The following is a 24,387-nucleotide window of genomic DNA, read 5'->3' on the forward strand; positions in this document are numbered from 1 at the left end:
ATCAATTACGCATCAAAAACGAGATTTTTTAAGGTTTTAGTGAGATCTTTTCATTATTTATCAATACGAAATCGTTTTCGTTAGCAACTTTTATGGTTGTACCATTTTGACTTTTCACTAATTTATATTTGGCATCTATTTCCCTGTGTCCATAAAATCCATCTAAGTTTGAAATGATTTCAACTTTTGGAACAAAATCGATCTTGTGATTTATCAATGTTTCTTGATATTGAATTCCTAAATCAACAGACTGAGATGAAACTTCATCCAGTTTCGTATTCCTAATTATGATATCATAAAACTGTTTAGCGTTTTCAGGGATTTTAAAATAATCCTCATGCGTGCTAATGTCTATTCCATTTGTAACAGTTTCTAAAGCCTTTAAAATAGCTAAAAACATCAAATACCTTACCTCTTCTCTATTATAATCACTAGGGTAATGCCCAGCTTCAAACAGAACTGTTGGCACACCTAAGCTTTGAAATGTATCTCCAACACAATTAAGATTAAAACCATCATCGTATCTCGCTACACCATGAGGTATAACTTGTTGAAGCATCGAGTTGATTTCAACTATCAATGCCATAGCTTCTTTTCTATTATTAGTTAGCGTTCGCTGTTCATTTTGCGCAGGAGATAAAAAAGATAATATGGACGAATTACCTGTTCCACCTACATTGTATATGGTACGTTGTCCATGGAAATTAAAGCAAAAATCGGGCTTAAACTCATCAAAAGTCTTTCTTAGAATCTTGCTTTCTGGCTGAGATAAATCTTGTGCATCTCTATTTAAATCAATATCATTAGCATTTAAACGTGTATAACGCTCAGCACCATCTGGATTAAGAATTGGTATAACTAAAATTGTGCAAGTGTCTAAAATAGAATTTGATATTGCGTTGTTGGTAAGGAATAAATTAAAACAATCAAAAAGAGCCTTTGTCGTTGTGGACTCATTACCATGCATCTGAGACCACATCAAAACTTTTTTGTTACCCTTTCCAAACTTTAAACAATATATCGGTCTTTGCTCTACAGAATAACCAACTACCGAACTTATAGAATCAGGTATTTTTTTAAGGCATTTTTCAATGTCTGAATTGGTAATATACCTTCCGTATAAATCAGGTATTTTGAGTAAAGAAAATAAACTTTTAAGCTGTTCTAATTTCATTAAGAATTTTATGATTTACAAATGTAATCATTTGGTTTTTTACAATTGTAAACATTAAAATAATAGTACTTTGTTACACATGTATACACTTCACTACCTAAAACAAACGTATATGACAATTAGTACTGAAGAAAATTCAATAACAAAGTTATTAATGATTTAAAATATTAATTTTCAGTTTTTTAAATAAAAAAAATGAAGTTAAACTTTAATTATAAATCAAAGATTAACACTAAAACATCAATTGAGAAGATACTATTGTTTACATTTGTATCGTTAAAGAAACAAAATGCTTGTTTACAATGATAAACTCATCTGAATTTGCTAGTCGTTTACAAATAGTTATAGATTTTTATGACGAAACCGCATCTAGTTTTGCAGAAAAAATAGGCGTTCAACGATCAAGTATTTCGCATATTCTTTCTGGTAGAAATAAACCTAGTTTAGACTTTGTAATGAAGGTGCTTCACTTCTATCCCGAAGTAGAATTGTATTGGCTGTTAAATGGAAAAGGGGATTTTCCTTCAACAGAAAAGATAACTTCAAACATCCCTAGCACAGAATTAGATATAGAAATTAAAAATACATCTAAAGACCAAAATCCTAAAATTGAGAAAATAGTCATCTTTTACAAAGACGGAACTTTTAAAAGTTATATTCCGTAAAATTTCATACTACTAAGTTATCTTTGTATAAACTAGAGAGATGAAAAACATTTTATTGCTTTGTGCCTTTTTATTGCTATTTACCAATTGTTTTGAGGTTGAGCGTAATTGCGCTGATTTTAAAACTGGAGAATTTGGATTCGATTATACTATCGATGGTGTTAAAAAAACAGGGAGATTCATTAGGACAGACTCTCTAAACATAGATTATTATGAAGGAAAAGTAGATTCATCTTCAGTACGTTGGATTAACGACTGTGAGTTTATCCTAAAAAAGCTAAACCCTAAGACAAATGCAGAAATAGATGCAATTCATATGAAGATTCTTACAACTGATGGAATATCTTCATATACTTTTGAATATAAGCTTGCAGTAAAGAAACCCAATAAACCATTACGAAGCGAAAAAGGGGTCGCTTATAGAATTAACTAAATCGTATGTTAGATTTTTTATTTACATCTGATGCCATAATGGCGCTTTTAACGCTGACCTTTTTAGAAATTATCCTTGGTATAGATAACATTGTTTTTATTTCCATTGCAGCCAATAAACTTCCTGAAAATCAAAGAAGCAAGGCTACTAACATAGGTTTAGTTTTAGCAATGGTGCAAAGAATTGTGTTATTGTTCTTTGTATCATTTTTGGTAGGGTTAAGCGAACCTTTTTTAGAATACGAATCCGAATGGTTTAAAATTGCACTAAGCTGGCAAGCCATTATTTTATTTTCTGGCGGGCTTTTTTTAATTTATAAAAGTACCTCAGAAATTAGAGAAAAAGTCGAGGATCCAAGTCATGACGAAAAAGGGATAAAATCTAAAATTATTAAGTCTTTATCTCAAGCCATAACACAAATCCTAATCATTGACTTTATTTTTTCAGTAGATTCTATTTTAACAGCAGTTGGGATGACCAATGGCTTGCATCCAAATAGCAACTATACACTAATATTAATGATTATAGCTGTTGTAATATCCATAGCTGTAATGATAGGTTTTGCAAACCCAATCCGAAAATTCATAGACCGTAATCCGAGTATGCAGATACTAGGATTGGCATTTTTAATTCTTATTGGCTTTATGCTAATAACTGAAGCTGCTCACTTATCCCATACTGAATTTTTTGGAAAAACTGTTGGAGCAATACCTAAAGGCTACCTGTATTTTGCAATTGCATTTTCTCTGTTTGTAGAGTTCTTGAATTTCAAAACAAAAAAGAACCCTAAAGAAAAATAATGTGAATTAGAAAAGTGTCACTTGGCCTTTATCATCAACCTCTAAATCGTCGTCATCGCTATCACCATTATTAGAAGAGTCATTATTTACTTCTGTGTTATCAACCTCTAAATCTACAGACACAGTTTCTTCATCCACTACGTCCAACTCATCAGCATGCACTTCTTCTGGAGCTTCAAAAGGTAATGGATCTAATAAACTAATTTGATTTATCTTTTCTTTGGTCAACTGATTTCCAAGGGCATTAATGCCTTTTACGGCAATAAACTCTTCAAGATTAACCTCCATGTTCGGCTTGCGATCTTTACCGCGCTCTTTAGTAAACTCTACCTCAGCCATTGGTCTCCAATCTGTTGATACAATCTCTAGCTGAGAATTTGGGTGACTAGATATAAATGTTTCTTCTTTTCCTTCTTGCTCAATTAAAAAGCGCTTTACAAAATACCGTTCCTTTTCTCCATCATAGTAAATAGCAGATATTGGTTTTTTAGGAATCCACTTTTCAAGAACAATCATATCGCTATCGAAATGAGTCGTTAGTTCGGGCATAATGGTTTTAACTATACCAGATTGGGTAATCACCAATAAACGATCTTCCCCCCTAAATTCACCAATAAGCTCACCTCTTCCATCTACATTAAGACGCTGTACTGTGTCATCAAACCATATTCTCCGAGGTTTTAATGTAGAAATACCTTTTTCCTTGAGTTCTATACGCTTTACAGAATATTTAGTTACCAAATTGCCTTTAGACGCACGACCTTTGATTAAAACTTCGGCAAAATCCAAATCCCATTTTAATTTTTTAATGCTGCCAACTTGCCTTAGCATTACAGTTACGACTTCGGCCTCACCATTTGGATTTGCTGAAAAATACCACACAGTAGAACCGTCATTCCCATTCGTTAGGTCATACTCTCTATCCCTAGTAACACCTGTTACCGCAAAGCGTTTAACATAAGATGGTCCTTTTTTACCATCTCGATAGATCATATTATATATTGTACGCTTGTCTTTTTTCTTAAATACGGCAACATGGATTATGTTCTTACCAACAAAGGTCTTAGAATCCACTTTAGTCACCATCATTTTACCATCTTGGGTAAAAACAATTATATCGTCAATGTCGCTACAATCACAGACATATTCATCACGTTTAAGGGAAGTTCCTATAAAACCTTCTTCCCTATTAACATAGAGTTTTGTGTTTCTAATAACAACCTTAGTAGCATCTACATCGTCAAAGGTGCGCAGCTCGGTCTTACGTTCCTTACCTTCGCCATAATCTTTCTTAAGTCTTTCAAAATATGCAATAGCATAGTCTATAAGATTAGCTAAATGGTGCTTAACCTCAGCAATTTGATCTTCTAAAGCCTCAATTTTTTGTTGTGCCTTATCAATATCAAATTTTGAAATGCGCTTAATTCTTATTTCGGTTAAACGAACAATATCTTCTTCGGTAATGGCTCGTTTTAAATGTTTTATATGTGGCTGCAGCCCTTTATCTATGGCTTGAATTACTCCTTCCCAGGTTTCTTCTTCCTCAATATCACGATAAATTCTATTTTCAATAAAGATTCGCTCTAGCGAGGCGAAGTGCCACTGCTCTTCAAACTCATCAAGCTTTATTTCTAGATCCTGCTTTAAAAGTTGCACGGTATTATCTGTGGAACGTCGGAGCATCTCAGTAACACCAATGAATAAAGGTTTATTGTCTTCAATAACGCAACCCAAAGGTGAAATAGACGTTTCGCAAGCCGTAAAAGCATAAAGCGCATCTATGGTTTTATCTGGCGATAAACCTGGAGGCAAATGAATTAATATCTCAACTTCAGCTGCTGTATTATCTTCAATTCGCTTTATTTTAATCTTACCCTTATCGTTCACTTTTAAAATGGAATCAATCAAGGATGAAGTTGTAGTTCCAAATGGAATTTCTGTGATTACAAGTGTGTTTTTATCTAGCTGTGAAATTTTAGCACGAACTCTAACTTTTCCGCCACGTAAACCATCATTATAATTGCTAATATCTGCAATACCAGCTGTAGGAAAATCTGGGTATAAAGTGAATCGCTTTCCTTTTAAATGTTTAACAGAGGCATCTATTAGCTCAATAAAGTTATGTGGTAAAATTTTAGTCGAAAGTCCAACCGCAATACCTTCACCTCCCTGAGCCAAAAGCAAAGGGAACATTACTGGAAGATTTATAGGCTCTTTACGTCTACCATCGTAAGAAGCTTGCCATTCAGTTATTTTTGGATTATAAACAACATCAAGGGCGAATTTTGAAAGCCTTGCTTCTATATAACGTGATGCTGCAGCACCATCACCTGTTAAGATATTTCCCCAGTTACCTTGAGTATCAATCAATAAATCTTTCTGACCAATTTGCACCATAGCATCTGCAATGCTTGCATCACCATGTGGATGGTATTGCATCGTATGACCTACAATATTTGCCACCTTGTTGTAACGACCATCATCCAAATCTTTCATGGAGTGCATAATACGACGCTGTACAGGCTTAAAACCATCTTCTATGGCCGGTACTGCACGTTCTAAAATTACGTAAGATGCATAATCCAAGAACCAGTCTTTGTACATTCCGGTAACTTTAGTAATCGTTTCTTGATTACTATTCTCATCATTTAACAAATCGTCTTGTTGTTCTTCTGCCATTTATCCTTGTTTGAGCTTTCTATTAGCTTTTACTGTTTTACTTAATGATTGCTTTACGTACTTCAGCTTCTTGGGTTTCAACAGCGTTACGTTAAAACGCTCCTTAGCTTTCCTCCCATCATAGGTCTTATACAAAATCACCAATGACTTATAAAGTATGTAATCATTGATTTTAAAACCGACAAGTTCAGATCTTGCGATTTCAATCTTATTTTCCCTATAGTTGATGTACTCCGTTAATATAAGTCCCTTATTCAATATTATAATTTTTGCGCCATCACTATCGTACTCAAAATAACCTGCAATAGAATGAAATAACACCAAAACAATGAACAAGCCCAAAAACACAAAAAATGTACTGTCAACAAAAACGTCTAGAGATCTAAATACTGTTGCCAATAATATACTAAAGACAATAAGTATAAAATAGATAGATACAACAGTGTTTTTCACTTTTCTATTGTCGGTCCTCATGCGTTTTCTTCAACAATATCAAGTTCTACCTTAAGATTTTCTATGATGAATTCTTGACGTGATGGTGTGTTTTTGCCCATGTAGAAAGACAATAACTCTTCAATGGACATATCCTTGTCCAACATCACAGGATCTAAACGTATATCATCACCTATAAAATGCTTAAACTCATCTGGCGAAATCTCACCCAATCCCTTAAAGCGCGTAATTTCTGGTTTAGGCTTTAATTTTTCAATAGCGTTTCTGCGTTCTTCGTCAGAATAGCAATAAATCGTTTCTTTCTTATTACGAACTCTAAACAATGGTGTTTGCAAGATATATAAATGCCCTTCTTTAATGACTTCAGGAAAAAACTGCAAGAAAAATGTAATTAAAAGCAATCTAATATGCATACCATCTACGTCGGCATCAGTTGCGATAACTATGTTGTTGTATCTTAAATCCTCAACAGATTCTTCAATGTTTAAAGCGGCTTGTAAAAGATTGAATTCTTCATTCTCATACACAATCTTTTTGCTTAACCCATAAGAATTTAAAGGCTTCCCTTTTAAACTAAAAACCGCTTGAGTGTTGACATCCCTAGATTTTGTGATACTACCAGAAGCCGAATCTCCCTCCGTAATAAACAAGGTGGTGTCCAAGTAACCATCCTTTTTGGTATCACCAAAATGAATACGACAATCGCGAAGTTTCTTATTGTGAAGACTTGCTTTTTTAGCACGTTCTTTGGCAAGTTTTCTAATACCAGACAACTCTTTTCGCTCTCGCTCTGCCTGAAGAATTTTGCGCTGAATCTTTTCAGCTGCTTCAGGATTTTTATGCAAATAATTATCTAAATAGGTTTTTACAAAATCGTTGATATACGTACGGACGGTTGGCAAATCGCCACCCATGTCCGTAGAACCTAGTTTGGTTTTGGTCTGACTTTCAAAAACAGGCTCCATAACCTTAATGGCAATAGCAGATACAATAGATTTTCTTACATCTGATGCATCATAGTTTTTGCCATAAAACTCACGGATTGTTTTAACAACGGCTTCTCTAAAAGCTGCTAAATGCGTTCCACCTTGTGTGGTGTTCTGCCCATTAACAAACGAGTGGTACTCTTCGCTATATTGCGATTTACTATGAGTTATAGCCACTTCAATATCGTCTCCCCTTAAATGAATAATTGGGTAAAGCATATCGCTTTTGTTGATATTTTCAGAAAGCAAATCCTTTAAACCGTTTTCACTATAATATTTTTCACCATTAAAAATTATAGTCAATCCAGGATTAAGGTATACGTAGTTCTTCAACATCTTCACTACATATTCATTTCTGAATTTGTAGTTTTTAAAAATGCTTTCATCTGGCACAAAAGTGACCTTAGTTCCTTTTCGTCTCGAAGTATCGTCTAAGAATTCCTGATCTTTTAATTCTCCTATTTCAAATTCAGCAGAAGCTGATTTTCCATCTCTGGTAGATTCAACTCTAAAATAGGATGATAATGCATTAACCGCTTTGGTACCAACACCATTAAGACCTACGGACTTTTTAAAGGCTTTAGAATCGTACTTTCCACCAGTATTCATCTTAGATACAACGTCTACCACCTTCCCTAACGGAATACCACGACCATAATCGCGCACAATAACACGATCGCCTTGTATGGAAATTTCAATGCTTTTACCAGCACCCATAACAAACTCATCAATAGAGTTATCGAGTACTTCTTTGAGAAGAATATAAATACCATCATCTGGAGAGGATCCATCACCTAATTTTCCGATATACATACCAGGACGCATCCTGATATGTTCCTTCCAATCGAGTGAACGAATATTGTCTTCAGTATAATTAGTATGTTCTGCCATAGAAATTAGGACGAAATTAATGATAGAACGCTAATATAAGACTATACCTCAAAAAATGAAATACGGTTTGGGTAAAGTAATTAACAATAAAGAGGCGTTATTGTTGAGAACCTTTAACAAATTTTAGCGTTTTGACAATTCCTCAGCTTTTTGCTTTAAAATTTTATTCTTTGATAATTATGAGGCAAGCAAACTTTTGAAAAGTGACATAAAATGGTTTAAACTATTGTAAATATTTTGATAAAGTCCGTCACTTCGAGTGAATTCTTCAATTGAAAATGAGAAGAATTTGTATCGAGAATTGAAGTTTTCCAACAAAAAGTTATCGATACAATTTATCGTGCTAATTCGACTTCGCTCAGTATCCACTCAAAATCAATCGAACTGACGGTTGTGTGGAATTGAAAAAGTTCTGCTCAGGCAAATTCAGACTGAAAAACCAAAAAATCAACCCTAATTACACATTAAACAAGAAATGCATCACATCTCCATCCTTAACAATGTAATTTTTGCCTTCCACACGCATTTTACCGGCTTCTTTTACTTTAGCTTCACTGCCGTAGTTGACGTAATCGTTATACGCAATCACTTCTGCTCTAATAAAGCCTTTTTCAAAATCGGTATGAATAACTCCAGCAGCTTGTGGTGCAGTAGCTCCAACATTTACAGTCCAAGCTCTTACTTCTTTTACACCAGCAGTAAAATAGGTTTGCTGTTTTAACAATTTATAAGCAGCTCTAATTAGTTTTGCCGAGCCAGGCTCATCTAAACCTATATCTTCCAAAAATAGTTGGCGTTCTTCGTAGTCTTCTAACTCGTTAATATCGGCTTCTGTGCCAACAGCCAATACCAATACTTCTGCGTGCTCATCCTTAACCGCTTCCCTAACCTGCTCTACATAAGCGTTACCAGTGTTTGCAGCACCTTCATCTACATTACACACGTACATCACTGGCTTGTCTGTAATAAACTGTAATGGTTTTACGTAAGCGGCATAATCTTCATCTGAAAATTCTAAAGCTCTCACCGATGTTCCAGACTCTAAACCTGTTTTAATCTTTAGAAGCACCGCTTCCTCAACTTGCGCCTCCTTGTTACCAGTTTTGGCAGCACGCTTAACTTTATCTAGTTTTTTTTCAGTCGTTTCTAAATCCTTAAGCTGAAGCTCCATATCAATGGTTTCCTTATCCCTAATTGGATTTACGGAACCATCCACATGCACAATATTATCGTTATCAAAACAACGCAAGACGTGCAAAATAGCATCGGTTTCTCTTATGTTGGCTAAGAATTGGTTACCCAAGCCTTCACCTTTACTGGCCCCTTTTACCAAACCGGCGATATCCACAATTTCTACGGTTGCTGGTACCACACGCTCTGGATTAACTAATTCCTCTAATTTGGCCAATCTTGGGTCTGGTACGTTAACCACACCAATATTAGGCTCTATGGTACAAAACGGAAAGTTGGCACTTTGCGCTTTAGCATTAGATAAACAGTTAAATAAGGTTGATTTTCCTACGTTTGGTAATCCTACAATTCCAGCTTTCATGTCAAGTTAATTTTGCGAGTGCAAATGTAATTAATTACTTGAATTGTTTTACCTAAAGTGTTTTGAAAAGTTTAAGGCTGATTTTTGGTGTCGCTTATCGGTTCAGCTATGGGTAGTTGCTTAAAAGTACTAAGTTAGCAAAAAGGCTCAGAGTGAGGAATATTCGGAGAATATTCCGATTAGTACTTACCAAACTCAACCAATTACTTATAACCATTGTTGTAAACCGTTTATTTAATTTTGCTTGTATAGTAATTCAACGTATCAAAAAGTTGATCACCTTTTAAGTTTTTAGCAATAATCTTTCCCTTTTTATCGATCAAAAAAGAAGTTGGATAACTAGTAACATTATAATTTTCTTTAAATTGATAGGCATCTGTTTCTAATACTTGAGGCCAGCTTAAATCGTATTTTTTTATTGCATTATTAAGTTTTTCTTTTGTATCAGAAACAGCTACACCTAAAAACTCGATTTCCTTTCGATTAGTTGCATTATAAGCTCTTTTCAAATTAGGTATTTCTTCGATGCAGGGTGCACACCAAGTTCCCCAAAACTCTAAGTATAAAAACTTACCCTTGAAATCGCTCAATTTTAATGAATCTCTAGAATCAAACTGTTTTACCGTAAATGGCCTAGCTTTAGATCCGATAGTAGAAGAATATATGATAGTGTCTCTCGATATTTTTAGTAATTGAAGCTCGTTTGTATTAATATCAACACCAAGATTTTTGTACAATGAATTCTCAATTTGAATAAGTTCATTTCTCTTTAATACTTGCGGATTTTCGTCATTTATTGCAATCATGGCAAAATCATCGTAGGTTATATTTGAAAATCCGTTACTAACTAAAATTTCAGTGCCTAGAAACTCGGTTTTGGCTATTTCTGGTATATTATAAATTAAATTGCCTCGACCATTAGACAGTATCAAAATCTTTACTTCTTTTTTTCGAATACCATCCATAGTACTAATTTCGGCTATTACGGATTGCGAATCTTCTATGGCTTTATTAAAGTTGAGATCACTACCCATTTGCTCCGGTACCATAATTTTTTCATCTGAAAAGTCATTATTGTGGTTGGTGTCTATAACATATTGAAGCTTGCCAGTAGCATTTGCGCCTATTGCAACATGAACAAAACAGTTAATTGGATTTACGGAAAGTTTTCTTTTCCCAAAATCAATATCCCAGGTTTCTTTCAGTTTATTAAATATTTCTTCACTTAAGTTACCTTGTTTATAGTTTTGATAGGCAAATTGGTGTGAATCAAACTTAACTTGAAGGACATTTGAATATACCCATGATTTGGGCACGCCAGTTGTTTCAACTTCTGTTTTTGCCCAGATAGCATTTTCACTTAAAGGTTTCCAATCTAAAACGGAAAACATTTGTGGAAATGGTCCAAAGCCATCCATATTAGTTAGTTTTAACCGTACCAAATCGTTAGAGCCTGATTCTTGTTTACATGATAGTAGGAAGCAAAGTAGAATTATTGGTAAAAGGATTCTCATAAAGATTTTAAATGGTTTACAACGTTAAGGATATGAATTCGTTTTAATAATTTATATCCACCGATAAGCGAAGTTCGGGTTTTTAAACCAACAAGTCAATACGTAACCTTACGTATTTTTAGCAAAGCCTTATTTTTGCGGTCTAAATCTTAGCTTTTTGAAACTCAAAACATCAGAACTTAAAACCTTTTTAGACGAGAAAGTCCAGCTCTACAATAACCCAAAATTTATTGAGAGCGACCTTTGAGCATTCTTACTCTTTCCTTTATTCTTTTCGTTTTAGTTTAACTAACAATCTTCTTTTTTTTGAATCACGGTAATGGTCATTTAGTGTTTTTATATCCTTTAAATCTATATTAGGTATATAATTTTCTAATATCTTATAATTGGATATGATTTTTAACTGATTTCCATTAATAGATTTTACATCAAAAAAATATTCGCTGTATTTATTATTATACTTAATGTTACTGTCATCCATACCCAATACTTCTATTTTGCAAGGAAATTCGATATTCAACATAAATAGATCTGAATAACTGTAATCTATATAATAGCTTAATGTACCCTTTTCTGAGGATTCATCTATCTGATTATGTTTTATTAACTTTTCTATGGATATACTGACTAGGCTATCATTAACAAAATTAACTACGTTATTTAGTGTGCCTTTTGCATCAAAGACAAAACCAAATGGTTTTTCATCGTTTTGTATTCTATTTAATACCGAGTCTATTTGGATTGTATTATCGTCTCCCTCATATTCCCAGAGTGCATCATAATATTCTTCTACTTCTTCATTATTATTTAGCATTTCGAAAAAGGATCTTAAATCTGTTGATGTACCGCCAGACACCTTGAACCTGTATTTTAAATCTGTTCTTTTTGCCTCTAAATCTACCTTACTAAAAACAGTTTGTCTAATATAATTATAGTCAGAATTCATGCTAGGCAAGTTAATTGCTTCTACTGTTATTGAATCTACTTCAGCCAACTTTAAGTCTCTATCAATAAACTTGTCTTTCTTTTTTATTTCTCCATCATAAATAGGCTTAACCAAAACCGCACGCGTATCGTACAATGATGTAGGTATTTCATCAATTAAATACTTATAATTCTCTTCGTGAGGATAAAGAAATTTTAAGTGTCCATTTTCATTCTCGATAGCAAAAAATATATGAGCAAACTCACCCTTTCTAATTAAATTTACATCTATTGGACCTAATCGCTTTTCGCGCGCAAAAACAGCCCAATATTTAATATCCAAATCTTCTAAAATCTGTCTGTAAAACCTCCTGATACTTAAAGGGTCAAATCTTTCCTCCTTTAAAAAATAACCGCTAGATTTTATAAGCTCTTGCCCATCTTTTAGAGGTTCAATATTTATGGTTTTTAGTACTTCTTTGTGAAGTAGATTAAATTTGTAATACTTTGAGCTATCCTTAGCTTCTCCTATTACTCTTTTTTTCCATCTTTTGTAATATGATGAATTTTCATAATCTAGAGCCATGGGTTGAGTAAGAAAATTGAATTCTTCATTATAGACATCTTTCCATGTTCTTAACTCACTTTCCTTTTTTTCTAAAGTATAATAAAAATAGGGCTTTTCACATGGTAAACAGTTATAATCATTACTCACTAAACTTTTTATTGAGTCTCTAGAGAATTGTAAGTAAACCAATGTATCGTTAGCAACTACTCTCGGTGTTGGAAATTCATTATAAGTCTTATATCTTACTTGTAGATCCTGTCCGGTTTTAATTGTATACTGTGAATTAATACTTGGTAATACTGAGTTAAAGTCAACATAATCCATTAATTCATACCCTTTTAAATTCTCATAGTAAACATAGTCTGTTTCAATTGTATCACCTGGTTCTACACTTGGTATTGGGTAACTGATAGAACCAAACTTTTTATTGCCAGAATTTTGACTAAAAACCAGACTAGAGTCTAATTCTACAATTGTGCCATCAGCTTTTAATGTCCTGATCTTGATGCTTTCCAAATGATTGCTCACATACTCATCTAACTTTAAAAAAGCGTAATCCTCTACACCTTTTATTGTATTAACAACCAACTTATTATTTATAGCCACATATCTTTTGAACCTAGTCCAATTTTTTACATAAGTTACATCCACATAGGAATGTAAATAATAGGCATCTGATTTTTCACATACCTTTGAAAAAGGGTCTTCCTTTATTAAAGGAAAAGAAGCTATGCTATATAGTAAGGCGCTAAAACAAAAAACTAATAAACTAGTCTTTGCTCTTTTTGAAAACAAATGGCTCATTAATAATACTATTATATTCTGTTATAATTTTATTAGTCAAATCAACATTTTTACTATCAATAAAAACGTAATCAAAGACAAAGTTATATTTGAGTTCAATTTCCTTAGGTGAAATTGAGGTAATTTCAAATTTTAGAGACACTCCCTCTTCCTCAAGCTCATGATTTATTGGTTTAAAGTCTTCAATTTGTTCGTCTAAAGTGATTTTAAGAAGTACCCTCTTAGAAAAATTATTTCCCAAAAAGGTTCCACTCATTAAGGTTTCTCTATTTTCAGTTTCGAAAAGTCTAGGTAAAAAATCAAAGAACAAATATTTATTATTGTCATCACTAAAAGTCTTTCCTTTTATTGAAATATCTCCATTAAAATTTAATTTCTTGTATTCATTTAAAGTTGAAATGTTAGAAATATCTTGATCTCCAAAAATTTCTTCATAATAAGTTTTTAAAATTTCGGTGTTATCCTTTATTTTATTGGTGTTCATTACACGTTTGAGGTAGTTACCAGCAATTCCTTCATAATTAATTTTAAAACTTCCTTCAATAACATCCTTATCACTATTTAGATCTAAATCAAAACGATATAAAATTTCATTACTTTCTGGAGCGAATGGACTTACATTGTAAAATTCACCACCCGAAGGGTCGACAATTAATATTGTTCGACCTTGTATACTCTGAACAGGTGTTCCTTCGACGTGCACCGAATCCGTAGGGTCTAACAATACTTTCTTTCCGTCAATTTTAGCGACACAAATAACGTGATTAGCTGAGCCTAATGAGGGAAAGTCACAATCACTTACGTGATCAAAAGTAGCGGCTAGGGCTAAAGTGCTTTCAATTCCCTTATGTTTTAATGCTTCAGACAAAAAATTGGATAAGTCTTTACAATCGCCTTGTTTATTGAAAAAAACCTCATTAACATGAGATGGAACAAAAGCTCCCATACCTATCTCTATTGCAACATATTTAAAATTATTCCTCACATAATTATATAGAATATTTATAATTTTTGCTTTGTCTTGAATACCTTCTGTTAGTTCGTCTATTTTGTTTAATGAGGCAGTATTTAATACAGTTTGAGTTGATAACTTATCTAGATACCAATCATTAAGATATTTTTTTGGTTGATTTTTATAAGAATTTGGGTAAACCAGTGTTCTCATTAGTGGCACCTTTATGTTTTTATAAATACCGAAAAACTGTAATGGATCTGGAATAACCTTTTTTGGAGATACTTTTATTTTCCAAATTGATTTATCGTCATATTTTGTAGAATCTATTTGATAAAAAGACAAGGAGTCTTCTTCTATATTACTGTGACTCAATCTATAGTCATTAGGTATCTCAATATGATACAAAAGCGTATCGATTTTATTATATGAAAAAAAAGGTAAGCTTGTAAAATACATTAGTTCTTTACAAGAAATAGTATATTTTAAACTAATATCCTTATCAGCTGGTATTAATACCGATTTGACTTTTTTGCTTGTTATGTAATCTAACTTAACATCTTCTTCAATAATCTCTTTTGTTTTTATTTTTTTTAACCGTTTTCCCTTGATTTCAAAAAGCTCAATATCATTCACCATTTCAAGTTCGGTATCATAAAAAATTGGATAAATACGTAAGTTTTCGTTCTTTTTGAATACTATTGAAACTTCCGTTTGAAATGATGAGTCTTTCTTTATTATGATTCTTTCAGACCTTTCAGCTAAATGCAGATCTTGGGAAAATCCTGAGGCACAAAGAAAGAGTGAGATTATTGCAAATAATAAGTAGATGTTTCGCATAAAAGAAAAATCAATTATATAGATTTTGCTATTGGTCGCAATATAAGTCTTTAAAAACAATTATAATTTAAGTATCCGTGTTTATCCCAATATTATCTTTAGGTCAAATAGAATAACATCTTTAAGTTTGAATCTGAATTATCCTTTATCAGTAGAAAAATTGAAACTAAAACACTCAGAACTTAAACCTTTTTTAGACGAGAAAGTCCAGCTCTACAATAACCCAAAGTTTATTGAGAGCGACCCTATACAAGTGCCACATCAATTTTCTAAAAAAGAGGACATTGAGATTGCTGGGTTTTTAACCGCTACCATTGCCTGGGGAAATCGCAAAAGCATTATTAATAATGCAACTAAAATGATGGAGTTGTTAGACCAGGCACCTTATGAGTTCATAATGCAGCATCAAGACTCAGATTTAGAGGCTTTGCAGTCGTTTGTACACAGAACATTTAATGGTGATGATTTTATACAGTTTGTGAAAAGCTTACAGCATCTTTATAAGTCTCACAATGGCTTAGAAGTTGTTTTTGCAAAACATGCTGAACCCAACTCTTTACAACAAAGCATCCACCAGTTTAAACAACTGTTTTTTGAGATTCCACACCTAGAGCGTACCAAAAAGCATGTGAGCGATCCTTTAAAGAATTCTGCCGCCAAACGCATTAATATGTACTTGCGTTGGATGGTACGCAAGGACAATGCTGGTGTCGATTTTGGGATTTGGGACAGCCTCTCGCCTGCACAGCTCAGCTGTCCGTTAGACGTACATTCTGGGAATGTGGCACGACAACTAGGCTTATTAAAGCGCAAACAGAATGATGCCAAAGCCTTAGCCGAACTGGATGAGAATCTACGTAAACTAGACCCAAATGACCCAGTAAAGTATGATTTTGCATTATTTGGTCTCGGCGTGTTTGAGGGGTTTTGAGTTGGATTGGTTATCTTTAGAACCATTAAAATCAACTCTTATGAAATTCAAGTTATTAGTTCTATGCTTAGTTTGTTTTAACATAGGCACTGCACAAGATTTAAAAATCCCGGTCGATACGACTTACGTCACTACCAATTCAGTCACTATCAAAGGGCAACAGGTTAATTACCAAGCAGAAACTGGTTTTCAGCCGGTTTGGGATGAGAGTGGTAAAATGATAGCGTCATTGTATTACACCTACTACAAACGCACTAACGATGCTAAAGGTAGCAAACGCCCTATTATTTATTCTTTTAATGGTGGTCCTGGTTCGGCTTCTGTTTGGATGCATATTGCCTATACCGGTCCAAAAATTCTAAAAATTGATGATGAGGGCTATCCGATTCAGCCCTATGGTATCAAAGACAATCCGAATTCTATTTTAGATGTAGCGGATATCGTATATATCAACCCTGTGAATACAGGGTATTCCCGTAAAGTAGCGGATAAGGATGGGAAGATGCCCGATGATAAGCTCTTTTTTGGAATCAATGCCGATATAAAATATTTAGCGAGTTGGATGAATACCTTTACCACGCGACATAACCGTTGGGAATCGCCAAAATATATTATCGGCGAAAGTTATGGTGGCACACGAGTTATGGGTTTATCCCTAGAACTGCAGAACAGCCAATGGATGTATTTAAATGGTGTTATTTTGGTGTCACCTGCAGATTATAAGGTGTTGCGTGTTGGCGGTCCTTTGGCATCTAGTCTCAATTTACCCTATTATACTGCAGCAGCTTGGTACCATAAAGCCTTATCGCCAGAATTACAATCTCAAGACCTTTTGGATATATTGCCTGAGGCCGAAAACTTTGCAATCAACAAACTAATGCCAGCTATTGCCAAGGGAGGTTTTATATCAGATACCGAAAGAGCGGCTATTGCCAAACAGATGAGCTACTATTCAGGGTTGTCTGAAAAAGTCATCCTGCAAATGAATTTAGATGTCCCTAACCGTTTCTTTTGGAAAGAACTGTTGAGAGATAAAACAGGTGAAACCATAGGACGATTAGATTCGAGATATATTGGTATTGACCGTGTAGAAACGGGCTCAGAACCCGATTACAGTGCCGAACTAACATCTTGGCTGCATTCCTTCACTCCAGCCATTAACTACTACATCCAAAACGAACTCGGTTTTAAAACCGACGTTAAATACAATGTCTTTGGCAATGTTGGTGATTGGGATAGATCTAATGACAATACAAGAGATAATTTGAGACAGGCAATGGCCCAAAACCCTTACTTAAAGGTCATGACACAATCGGGTTATTACGATGGTGCGACCACCTATTTTGCCGCTAAATATTCGCAATGGCAAATGGATCCGAGTGGCAAGTTGAAAGATCGTTTTTCTTTTAAAGGCTACAGAAGTGGACACATGATGTACCTGCGAAATGAGGATTTGATACAAGCAAATGACGATTTGCGTGAATTTATAAAGAATTCCGCTTCAAACGGAAAGTCGGCAAAATATTAGAAAAAGGTCTATCCTTTTTATAAATTGATTTAAAAGAAAAAGCTTCCAAATTGGAAGCTTTTTTTATTATCATAAGATTTCTGTTTTGCGCCTCCGCTGAAGCCTTAGCGGCATGTTGACGCAGGAATTTGTGTTATCCTTTTAACCAAGCTTGTCTTACTGCTTTTTGTGATTCGGTAGCGTTTTCGTCTTCTACTAACGATTCACTAACCGCTGTGGCTTTACCTAAAGTTCCTTTTAAAGTAATGGCTTCACCGTTACGCTCTAAATCCAAGCTGTACTCCATACCTTCTTGCCAACCAAACATACCACCAATCACTTGTTGTGCATTCTGTAAGGTTAAATCTTGGCCATTAACTTTTTTAATCACATCACCAGCTTGCACACCTTGAGACGCCCAGAATGAATTTTTCAATGCCATTGGTGAAAAGAAAATACCTTTATTTGGATCACCATCAAAAATGATGTTTTGTCCACCTGCAAAGATATAGTTTGTAGGTACTTCGGTTTCACCTTTTGTTAATCCAACCATTTCAAAAAACTCATTATAGTTAATTGGCACATCACCTTCTACATGCGTTTTTAAGAACTCGCCAACACTTGGATAGGTCATTTCAGTGATTTCAGATATTAGTTTATCGTCTTCAAATGGTTTGTTCTTACCATATTTAGCTGATAATTCTTTCATTAAAGACAACATACTTCTGTTTCCATCACTCTCTTTACGCATTAAAATATCGATACACATCCCAATTAAGGCACCTTTCATGTATACGTTATAGTAATTTGATGCATAAGGCTGCTCTAATACGTTTTCACTCATTACCGTAAAACTCATAGCATCATCTAAATTCTTAGAAGTTGCTATCTTACCCATTATAGTGTTGTAAAAATCAGCAGGTTCTACCAAACCTTCGTATACCTGGAAGTGTTGTGCAAAATACTCAGTAACACCTTCGTACATCCATAAATGCTTAGAGAATGTTGGTTTATTATAATCAAAATAATGCACATCTTCAGAGTGTACCGATAACGGAGTTACAATATGAAAAAACTCATGCGCTACAACATCTATAATGGAAGCTGCTAAACCTTCTTTGCTTGAAGATTCTGGCAAAACCACTACTGTGGACGTGTGGTGCTCTAGAGCTCCCATGCCTTTTGGTGCTGTTTCAGATCCATCGGATAAGTATAAATAAATATCGTAACGTGCAGTACTATTGATGTCACCTAAGTAGTTCTTTTGTGCCTGCATCATTTTATAAACCGTTTCTTTTTGGCTTGCTGCTGTGTGCACTTTGTTTGGTGAAAATACACTTAACACAATTTTAATGTCACCAACCATGAATTCTTCAACATCTAGCTTACCATACATCATTGGATTGTCGGTAATTTCAAAATAACGCTGTGCAAAATAGCTGCTTGTAATAGACTTTCCATCAGGACTAGACTTCATGCCTCTGTCCTCTAGTGCAGACGTTCTAACAAAGGTTGCTGGTGCAGTAACATCTAAAGCATATTGGTTATTTTTTAAAGAGTCAAAATAACCTATAAAACCATGAAGATTTAAAACGTAGTTATCTTCTTCGATGTTAGTACCTGCTGGAGAAAACGGATTTTCACCACCTATGCCACCTGTAGATTCAATATCAAAAGTATCGTTAACATAGTAGGTTAACTTGTCCAATTTAGTAGCGTCTGAAATGGTCCATGTGTTGGTGTCTACTTTAGAAACTTCAAGCTCATTGCCATTGTAATCTATGGCTTTCATATCATCCACATATCGACCAAAGTCACTAACAGAATATGTTCCCTGTACTACTCTAGGTAATCTATAGGTTACCGTTTCTGTAGTAAAACGACCAGGATTAATAGTTACTGGTACTTTATCATCTACCACTGCTGTTAAATCTAAAGCAGTTTCAATAGGATTATTAACTGCTAAATCATCTACTGTTGGCTTGGCTGAACCACAACCTAACAAGATTACACTTAAGCCTAAAATGGCTAAATAGTTCTTCATGAGTATTTATTTTATTTTTTTTACGAGACGCACAAAACTACAATCTGTTACCACTTTAAGTCTAAAGGTTTTGTTAAATTCGTGCCATGTCAAAACCCTTAGTTAGCATTTTAATTCCTTTTAAGAATACAGAGTCTTTTATTTCTGAATGTATTACCTCTATCATTAATCAGACTTACACCTATTGGGAAGCAATTTTTGTGGACGATCATTCGGATGATTTATCATATACTATAGTTGAAAAGTTTTCAGAGAAAGAACCTCGGATTCAACTTTATACCAACGAAAAGGAAGGCATAATTTCGGCATTGCAAACTGCTTTCAAAAATTGTAAAGGCGCTTATATCACCAGAATGGATAGTGATGATATAATGACTACAAACAGACTTAATGTAATGGTGAATAGTCTTTTAGTTCATGGTAAGAAACATCTTGCTGTCGGACAGGTAAAATACTTTAGAACTGATGGTATAAGTGATGGTTACGCTCGCTACGAACATTGGATTAATAAGCTCACTGAAAAAGGGAATAACTATTCTGAAATTTATAAAGAGTGTGTAATTCCATCACCTTGCTGGATGCTACATCGTGATGATTTTGTGGCCTGCGAAGGTTTTGAGCCCAACCGCTATCCTGAAGATTATGATTTAACATTTCGGTTTTACAGGGCCAAATACAAGTGTATTCCTTGTGATAAAGTACTACTTCATTGGCGCGATTACAGCACACGAACATCTAGAACACATGAGCATTATGCGATAAATTACTTTTTGGACATAAAAGTTCATTACTACTTAGAACTAGATTATAAACCCGAAAGACCTTTAGTCATTTGGGGTGCAGGAAATAAGGGCAAAACCGTAGCAAAACTGTTAATTAAAAACGATATTCCTTTTCATTGGATTTGCGATAATGAAAAGAAAATAGGGAAAGAGATTTATGGGCAAAAGCTATTGAATTTTAAGCATTTAGAACAACTCAATCAACCACAAAGTATTGTTACTGTTGCCAATGAAGATGAGCAAAATGATATAAGACACTATTTCAAAAAGCAAAATATGAAGCCTATGGACGATTATTTCTTCTTTTGTTAAAATTCTCAAAAGCGCATTACTGTTATCCTATATCATTTTCTATATTTGGCTAATTAATAATGTCCACACTAGGAATGCAGTTTAAACATCCCGAATTACTTTACGCGCTTTTTTTACTGATAGTTCCTATTCTTATTCACCTATTTCAGCTTCGTCGTTTTCAGAAAGTAAAATTCACTAATGTAAAGTTCTTAAAAGCTGTAAAACTGCAAACCCGTAAAAGTTCTCAATTAAAAAAATGGTTGACACTTCTTACTAGAATGCTGTTATTAGCCTCTGCTATTATTGCATTTGCACAACCATACATAACAAACACAGAAGACTTTAACGAGTCTCAGGAAACCGTTTTATATCTCGATAATTCGTACAGTATGCAGGCAACTGGCAAAAACGGAAGTTTGCTAAATGAAGCCATTCAAGATATTATTAATAATTTCCCTGAGGATGAGAAAATTAGTCTATTTACTAATACTCAAACCTTTAGAAACACTAGCATAAAGGCATTGAAAAATGATTTAATCCAACTAGAGCACTCACCTACGCAATTGAACTATGATGCGATAATAATAAAAGGTAAACAGTTGTTCTCAAAAGACCAGTCTTATACAAAAAACCTTGTTTTGGTTTCCGATTTTCAGCAAAAGGATAAACCATTGACATTTGAAAATGATAGCTCTATTAATTTGAAATTGGTACAGCCCAAATCATCGTTAATATCTAATGTAAGTATTGATAGCGTTTATGTTTCAAATTCAAATGCAGAAACTTTAGACTTAAGTGTGAAACTATCCAATCAAGGTGAAGCTATTGAGAATATTACAGTTTCCTTGTTTAATGATGCTATTTTAATAGCTAAAAATGCTGTAGACATAAGTGAAAGTTCGGAAGCCATGTTTTCAATTTCTAATAATACAGTGATTAATGGGAAATTAGTTGTTGAAGATGCTGGCTTACAGTACGACAATAGTTTTTATTTCAATATTAATTCAAATCCAAAAATTAAAGTACTTGCTATAAACGAAAACGCAGACGATAACTTCTTAAAACGTATTTATACTGAAGATGAATTTGAATATAATTCATTTAATTTGAATAGTCTTAATTTCAATTTAATACCTGATCAAAATCTTATTGTTTTAAATGAACTTGAGGCTATATCTGATGCATTAATAACTGCTCTTATCTCATTTAAAAACGATGGCGGATATATTTTAATTATTCCTTCAAAAGAGATTAACTTAAATACTTATAATCAATTATTTAAAAATTTAAGTTCCAATCAATTTTTAGTATTAAATAATCAGCAAAAACGTATTACTACCATTAACTATAACCACCCTCTTTTAGCAAATGCATTTTACTCTAAAGTAGATAATTTTCAATATCCAAAAGTAGAGTTTTCATATAGTTTTTCTTCAAATAGCAATAGTGTTTTATCGTTTGAAGACAGCAATGCTTTTTTAGTTGGATATAATGGTGTTTATGCATTTTCGAGCGCTTTGAATGATGACAGTTCAAACTTCAAAAACTCACCTTTAATTGTTCCGACATTATATAATTTAGGAAAGCAAAGTCTGAAATTATCACAATTATACTATACAATTGGACAACCAAATTCAATTGCGGTTAATGCTGTTTTAGGCCAAGATGATATTTTAACACTTGGTAATTCTGAAAATTCGGTGATTCCATTACAAAAAACCTACAGTAAAACTGTAATATTAGAAACGCAAGAGTATCCTGAAAATGCTGGCATTTACGAAGTAAAAAATAAATCTGAAGTTATACAAAACCTAAGTTTTAACTACGATAGAGGAGAAAGCAACCTAAGCTATTTAGATCTAAAAAATATGCCAAATATATCGGTTAATGAAAGCCTAGCAACAACTATAAACGACATAAAAAGTAGCACAACTATTAATGCACTATGGAAATGGTTTGTTATTTTTGCGCTAGTATTTTTAATAATAGAAGTACTTCTACTAAAATATCTTAAATGAACGCACTCATAAAATCTGCTACAATCGTTGATTCTAAAAGTGATTTTCACAACGAAACAGTAGATATTTTAATTGAAAAAGGTCGCATTTCTAAGATTTCCAAACGCATTTCAAATCCTGATAATTACAAAGAGATTAAGCTAGAAAACCTCCATGTTTCTCAAGGCTGGTTTGATAGTAGTGTGTCTTTTGGAGAACCAGGATACGAGGAACGTGAAACCATAGAAAATGGTCTAAAAACTGCTGCGGAGTCCGGTTTTACAGCTGTAGCCCTTAATGCAAATTCTAATCCTGTTATAGATAGTTTTGCAGACATTACATTTGTTAAGGCTAAAGCTCATAATAAAGCCACAAGCCTCTATCCCATTGGTGCTTTAACCAAGTTTAGTAACAGCACAGATTTAGCAGAGCTGTATGATATGAAAAATGCTGGAGCTGTTGCCTTCTATGATTATCAGAAGCCTGTTTCCAATCCTAATCTCATAAAGATAGCCTTACAATACGCTAGTAATTTTGATGGACTAGTGTTGTCATTTCCACAAGAATCTAAAATTTCTGGTTTAGGTGTTGTTAATGAAAATATAAACAGCACGCGTTTAGGTCTTAAAGGAAATCCTGGTTTAGCTGAAGAATTGCAGGTCGCAAGAGATTTATTCCTTTTAGAATATACCGAAGGCAAATTGCATATACCAACCATTTCCACAGCTAAGTCGGTAGAACTTATTAGAGAGGCAAAAGCTAAAAAGCTTAATGTTACCTGTAGTGTTGCCATACACAATTTGGTACTTACAGATAACAGTCTAGAAGAGTTTGATACCAGATACAAAGTTTTACCTCCACTTAGAACACAAAGTGACTGTGATGCTTTAATTGAAGGCTTAAAAGATGGCACTATAGATATGGTAACTTCAGACCACAATCCAATTGACATTGAAGATAAAAAGGTAGAGTTTGATCATGCTAAATACGGAACTACAGGTTTAGAATCCGCTTTTGGAGCTCTCCAAACTGTATTTACCACCAAAAAGGCAGTTAGTCTGCTTACGCAAGGCAAAGCTAGATTTGGTGTGCCTGAAAGTTCAATAAACATTGGCGAAGTTGCTAATTTAAGTTTGTTTAATCCTGAAGGCAAATACCAATTTAGTAAAGAAAATATAACTTCAAAATCAAAGAACAGTGCTTTTCTTGGCATGGAACTAAAAGGAAACGCTTACGGTGTTATTGCAAACAATAAAGTAGTAATCAAGTAATGAATAATCAAGATATTAAAAACGGCAAAGCTTTAGCTACCGTTGCATATATTACTCCACTAGGCTTATTAATAGCTATTTCCCTAAACCTGGAAAAAAGAAATCCTTATGTTTTTTTTCATGCAAGACAAATGATTGGTTTAGTTATTATGGTAGGCATTTCAAACGTCTGTGAAAAGTACGTTAATTCTTGGTTTGGCACCGCACTATGGACTGTAACCTTTATTTGTTGGATTTACTGTATGATTTATGCAATTATAGGAGAATATAAACTGCTTCCTTTTTTAGGAAAACATTTTCAGGATTGGTTTAGAAACTTAAAATAA

18 protein-coding genes are annotated in these 24,387 nt (G+C 33.8%); 9 read left to right on the forward strand and 9 right to left on the reverse strand.

The genetic code is table 11. The features are described from left to right. Nucleotides 1–28: 28 nt before the first annotated feature. Complete coding sequence (locus tag ACPX19_RS12925; RefSeq protein WP_426430434.1) at nt 29–1,174, reverse strand: M14 family metallopeptidase; 1,146 nt, start codon at nt 1,172–1,174, stop codon at nt 29–31. A 302-nt stretch (nt 1,175–1,476) separates the two neighbouring features. Here ACPX19_RS12925 and ACPX19_RS12930 point away from each other — a divergent pair, with 302 nt between their 5' ends. From ACPX19_RS12930 to ACPX19_RS12940, 3 genes are read left to right on the forward strand one after another with little or no spacing between them, the layout of a single operon-like run. Further along, nucleotides 1,477–1,839 (forward strand): helix-turn-helix domain-containing protein, encoded by a 363-nt coding sequence (locus ACPX19_RS12930; protein ID WP_426430435.1) that lies wholly within the window; start codon nt 1,477–1,479, stop codon nt 1,837–1,839. A 40-nt stretch (nt 1,840–1,879) separates the two neighbouring features. Then, nucleotides 1,880–2,272, forward strand: coding sequence for a hypothetical protein (locus ACPX19_RS12935; RefSeq protein ID WP_426430436.1), 393 nt, complete (start codon nt 1,880–1,882; stop codon nt 2,270–2,272). Between the two features lie 5 nt (nt 2,273–2,277). After that, entirely contained in the window at nt 2,278–3,072 is a 795-nt protein-coding gene (locus tag ACPX19_RS12940; protein WP_426430437.1) for a TerC family protein, read from the forward strand. Nucleotides 3,073–3,078: 6 nt separating this feature from the next. On the opposite strand, the gene ACPX19_RS12945 is transcribed toward ACPX19_RS12940, so the two are convergent. The 7 genes from ACPX19_RS12945 to ACPX19_RS12975 form a co-directional block, all read right to left on the reverse strand. Then, nucleotides 3,079–5,751: a DNA gyrase/topoisomerase IV subunit A gene (locus ACPX19_RS12945; RefSeq protein ID WP_426430438.1), complete on the reverse strand. Its 2,673-nt coding sequence runs from the start codon at nt 5,749–5,751 to the stop codon at nt 3,079–3,081. After that, on the reverse strand, nt 5,752–6,225 hold the full coding sequence (locus ACPX19_RS12950; RefSeq protein ID WP_426430439.1) for a hypothetical protein: 474 nt from the start codon (nt 6,223–6,225) through the stop codon (nt 5,752–5,754). Beyond that, nucleotides 6,222–8,081: a DNA topoisomerase IV subunit B gene (locus ACPX19_RS12955; protein WP_426430440.1), complete on the reverse strand. Its 1,860-nt coding sequence runs from the start codon at nt 8,079–8,081 to the stop codon at nt 6,222–6,224. Before ACPX19_RS12955 ends, ACPX19_RS12950 begins: the two co-directional genes overlap by 4 nt. Nucleotides 8,082–8,538: 457 nt before the next feature. Continuing rightward, on the reverse strand, nt 8,539–9,633 hold the full coding sequence (gene ychF / locus ACPX19_RS12960; RefSeq protein ID WP_426430441.1) for a redox-regulated ATPase YchF: 1,095 nt from the start codon (nt 9,631–9,633) through the stop codon (nt 8,539–8,541). 230 nt (nt 9,634–9,863) lie between these two features. Next, nucleotides 9,864–11,147 (reverse strand): TlpA family protein disulfide reductase, encoded by a 1,284-nt coding sequence (locus tag ACPX19_RS12965; protein WP_426430442.1) that lies wholly within the window; start codon nt 11,145–11,147, stop codon nt 9,864–9,866. A gap of 265 nt (nt 11,148–11,412) precedes the next feature. Continuing rightward, on the reverse strand, nt 11,413–13,443 hold the full coding sequence (locus ACPX19_RS12970; RefSeq protein ID WP_426430443.1) for a DUF3857 domain-containing protein: 2,031 nt from the start codon (nt 13,441–13,443) through the stop codon (nt 11,413–11,415). After that, nucleotides 13,409–15,235 carry a transglutaminase-like domain-containing protein gene (locus tag ACPX19_RS12975; RefSeq protein WP_426430444.1) on the reverse strand — a complete coding sequence of 609 codons (1,827 nt, stop codon included), beginning with the start codon at nt 15,233–15,235 and terminating at the stop codon, nt 13,409–13,411. Before ACPX19_RS12975 ends, ACPX19_RS12970 begins: the two co-directional genes overlap by 35 nt. Before the next feature lie 160 nt (nt 15,236–15,395). Between ACPX19_RS12975 and ACPX19_RS12980 the strand changes: the two genes are divergently transcribed. Together ACPX19_RS12980 and ACPX19_RS12985 are read left to right on the forward strand one after the other, a co-directional pair. Continuing rightward, complete coding sequence (locus ACPX19_RS12980) at nt 15,396–16,166, forward strand: TIGR02757 family protein (RefSeq protein ID WP_426430445.1); 771 nt, start codon at nt 15,396–15,398, stop codon at nt 16,164–16,166. 40 nt (nt 16,167–16,206) lie between these two features. Then, complete coding sequence (locus ACPX19_RS12985; protein WP_426430446.1) at nt 16,207–17,694, forward strand: S10 family peptidase; 1,488 nt, start codon at nt 16,207–16,209, stop codon at nt 17,692–17,694. Nucleotides 17,695–17,827: 133 nt separating this feature from the next. On the opposite strand, the gene ACPX19_RS12990 is transcribed toward ACPX19_RS12985, so the two are convergent. Then, nucleotides 17,828–19,717 carry a peptidase M61 gene (locus ACPX19_RS12990; RefSeq protein WP_426430447.1) on the reverse strand — a complete coding sequence of 630 codons (1,890 nt, stop codon included), beginning with the start codon at nt 19,715–19,717 and terminating at the stop codon, nt 17,828–17,830. A gap of 86 nt (nt 19,718–19,803) precedes the next feature. On the opposite strand from ACPX19_RS12990, the gene ACPX19_RS12995 reads away from it, so the two are divergent. From ACPX19_RS12995 to ACPX19_RS13010, 4 genes are read left to right on the forward strand one after another with little or no spacing between them, the layout of a single operon-like run. Beyond that, on the forward strand, nt 19,804–20,811 hold the full coding sequence (locus tag ACPX19_RS12995) for a glycosyltransferase family 2 protein (protein WP_426430448.1): 1,008 nt from the start codon (nt 19,804–19,806) through the stop codon (nt 20,809–20,811). A 59-nt stretch (nt 20,812–20,870) separates the two neighbouring features. Beyond that, nucleotides 20,871–22,811, forward strand: coding sequence for a BatA domain-containing protein (locus tag ACPX19_RS13000; protein ID WP_426430449.1), 1,941 nt, complete (start codon nt 20,871–20,873; stop codon nt 22,809–22,811). Further along, on the forward strand, nt 22,808–24,061 hold the full coding sequence (locus ACPX19_RS13005) for a dihydroorotase (RefSeq protein ID WP_426430450.1): 1,254 nt from the start codon (nt 22,808–22,810) through the stop codon (nt 24,059–24,061). The genes ACPX19_RS13000 and ACPX19_RS13005 overlap by 4 nt, the downstream gene beginning before the upstream one ends. Then, nucleotides 24,061–24,387 (forward strand): hypothetical protein, encoded by a 327-nt coding sequence (locus tag ACPX19_RS13010; RefSeq protein ID WP_426430451.1) that lies wholly within the window; start codon nt 24,061–24,063, stop codon nt 24,385–24,387. Before ACPX19_RS13005 ends, ACPX19_RS13010 begins: the two co-directional genes overlap by 1 nt.

The sequence above is a fragment of the Winogradskyella sp. HB-48 genome (assembly GCF_049942685.1).
Classification (GTDB): domain Bacteria; phylum Bacteroidota; class Bacteroidia; order Flavobacteriales; family Flavobacteriaceae; genus Winogradskyella.

What these genes read in the sequence shown, in the direction of transcription:
- ACPX19_RS12945 (WP_426430438.1), bottom strand. Translation starts at nt 5,751, where the DNA reads ATGGCAGAAGAACAACAAGACGATTTGTTAAATGATGAGAATAGTAAT.
- ACPX19_RS12985 (WP_426430446.1), top strand. Translation starts at nt 16,207, where the DNA reads ATGAAATTCAAGTTATTAGTTCTATGCTTAGTTTGTTTTAACATAGGC.
- ACPX19_RS12930 (WP_426430435.1), top strand. Translation starts at nt 1,477, where the DNA reads ATGATAAACTCATCTGAATTTGCTAGTCGTTTACAAATAGTTATAGAT.
- ACPX19_RS12970 (WP_426430443.1), bottom strand. Translation starts at nt 13,443, where the DNA reads ATGAGCCATTTGTTTTCAAAAAGAGCAAAGACTAGTTTATTAGTTTTT.
- ACPX19_RS12965 (WP_426430442.1), bottom strand. Translation starts at nt 11,147, where the DNA reads ATGAGAATCCTTTTACCAATAATTCTACTTTGCTTCCTACTATCATGT.
- ACPX19_RS13000 (WP_426430449.1), top strand. Translation starts at nt 20,871, where the DNA reads ATGTCCACACTAGGAATGCAGTTTAAACATCCCGAATTACTTTACGCG.
- ACPX19_RS12975 (WP_426430444.1), bottom strand. Translation starts at nt 15,235, where the DNA reads ATGCGAAACATCTACTTATTATTTGCAATAATCTCACTCTTTCTTTGT.
- ACPX19_RS12925 (WP_426430434.1), bottom strand. Translation starts at nt 1,174, where the DNA reads ATGAAATTAGAACAGCTTAAAAGTTTATTTTCTTTACTCAAAATACCT.
- ACPX19_RS12950 (WP_426430439.1), bottom strand. Translation starts at nt 6,225, where the DNA reads ATGAGGACCGACAATAGAAAAGTGAAAAACACTGTTGTATCTATCTAT.
- ACPX19_RS13010 (WP_426430451.1), top strand. Translation starts at nt 24,061, where the DNA reads ATGAATAATCAAGATATTAAAAACGGCAAAGCTTTAGCTACCGTTGCA.
- ACPX19_RS12955 (WP_426430440.1), bottom strand. Translation starts at nt 8,081, where the DNA reads ATGGCAGAACATACTAATTATACTGAAGACAATATTCGTTCACTCGAT.
- ACPX19_RS12995 (WP_426430448.1), top strand. Translation starts at nt 19,804, where the DNA reads ATGTCAAAACCCTTAGTTAGCATTTTAATTCCTTTTAAGAATACAGAG.
- ACPX19_RS12940 (WP_426430437.1), top strand. Translation starts at nt 2,278, where the DNA reads ATGTTAGATTTTTTATTTACATCTGATGCCATAATGGCGCTTTTAACG.
- ACPX19_RS13005 (WP_426430450.1), top strand. Translation starts at nt 22,808, where the DNA reads ATGAACGCACTCATAAAATCTGCTACAATCGTTGATTCTAAAAGTGAT.
- ACPX19_RS12935 (WP_426430436.1), top strand. Translation starts at nt 1,880, where the DNA reads ATGAAAAACATTTTATTGCTTTGTGCCTTTTTATTGCTATTTACCAAT.
- ACPX19_RS12990 (WP_426430447.1), bottom strand. Translation starts at nt 19,717, where the DNA reads ATGAAGAACTATTTAGCCATTTTAGGCTTAAGTGTAATCTTGTTAGGT.
- ychF (WP_426430441.1), bottom strand. Translation starts at nt 9,633, where the DNA reads ATGAAAGCTGGAATTGTAGGATTACCAAACGTAGGAAAATCAACCTTA.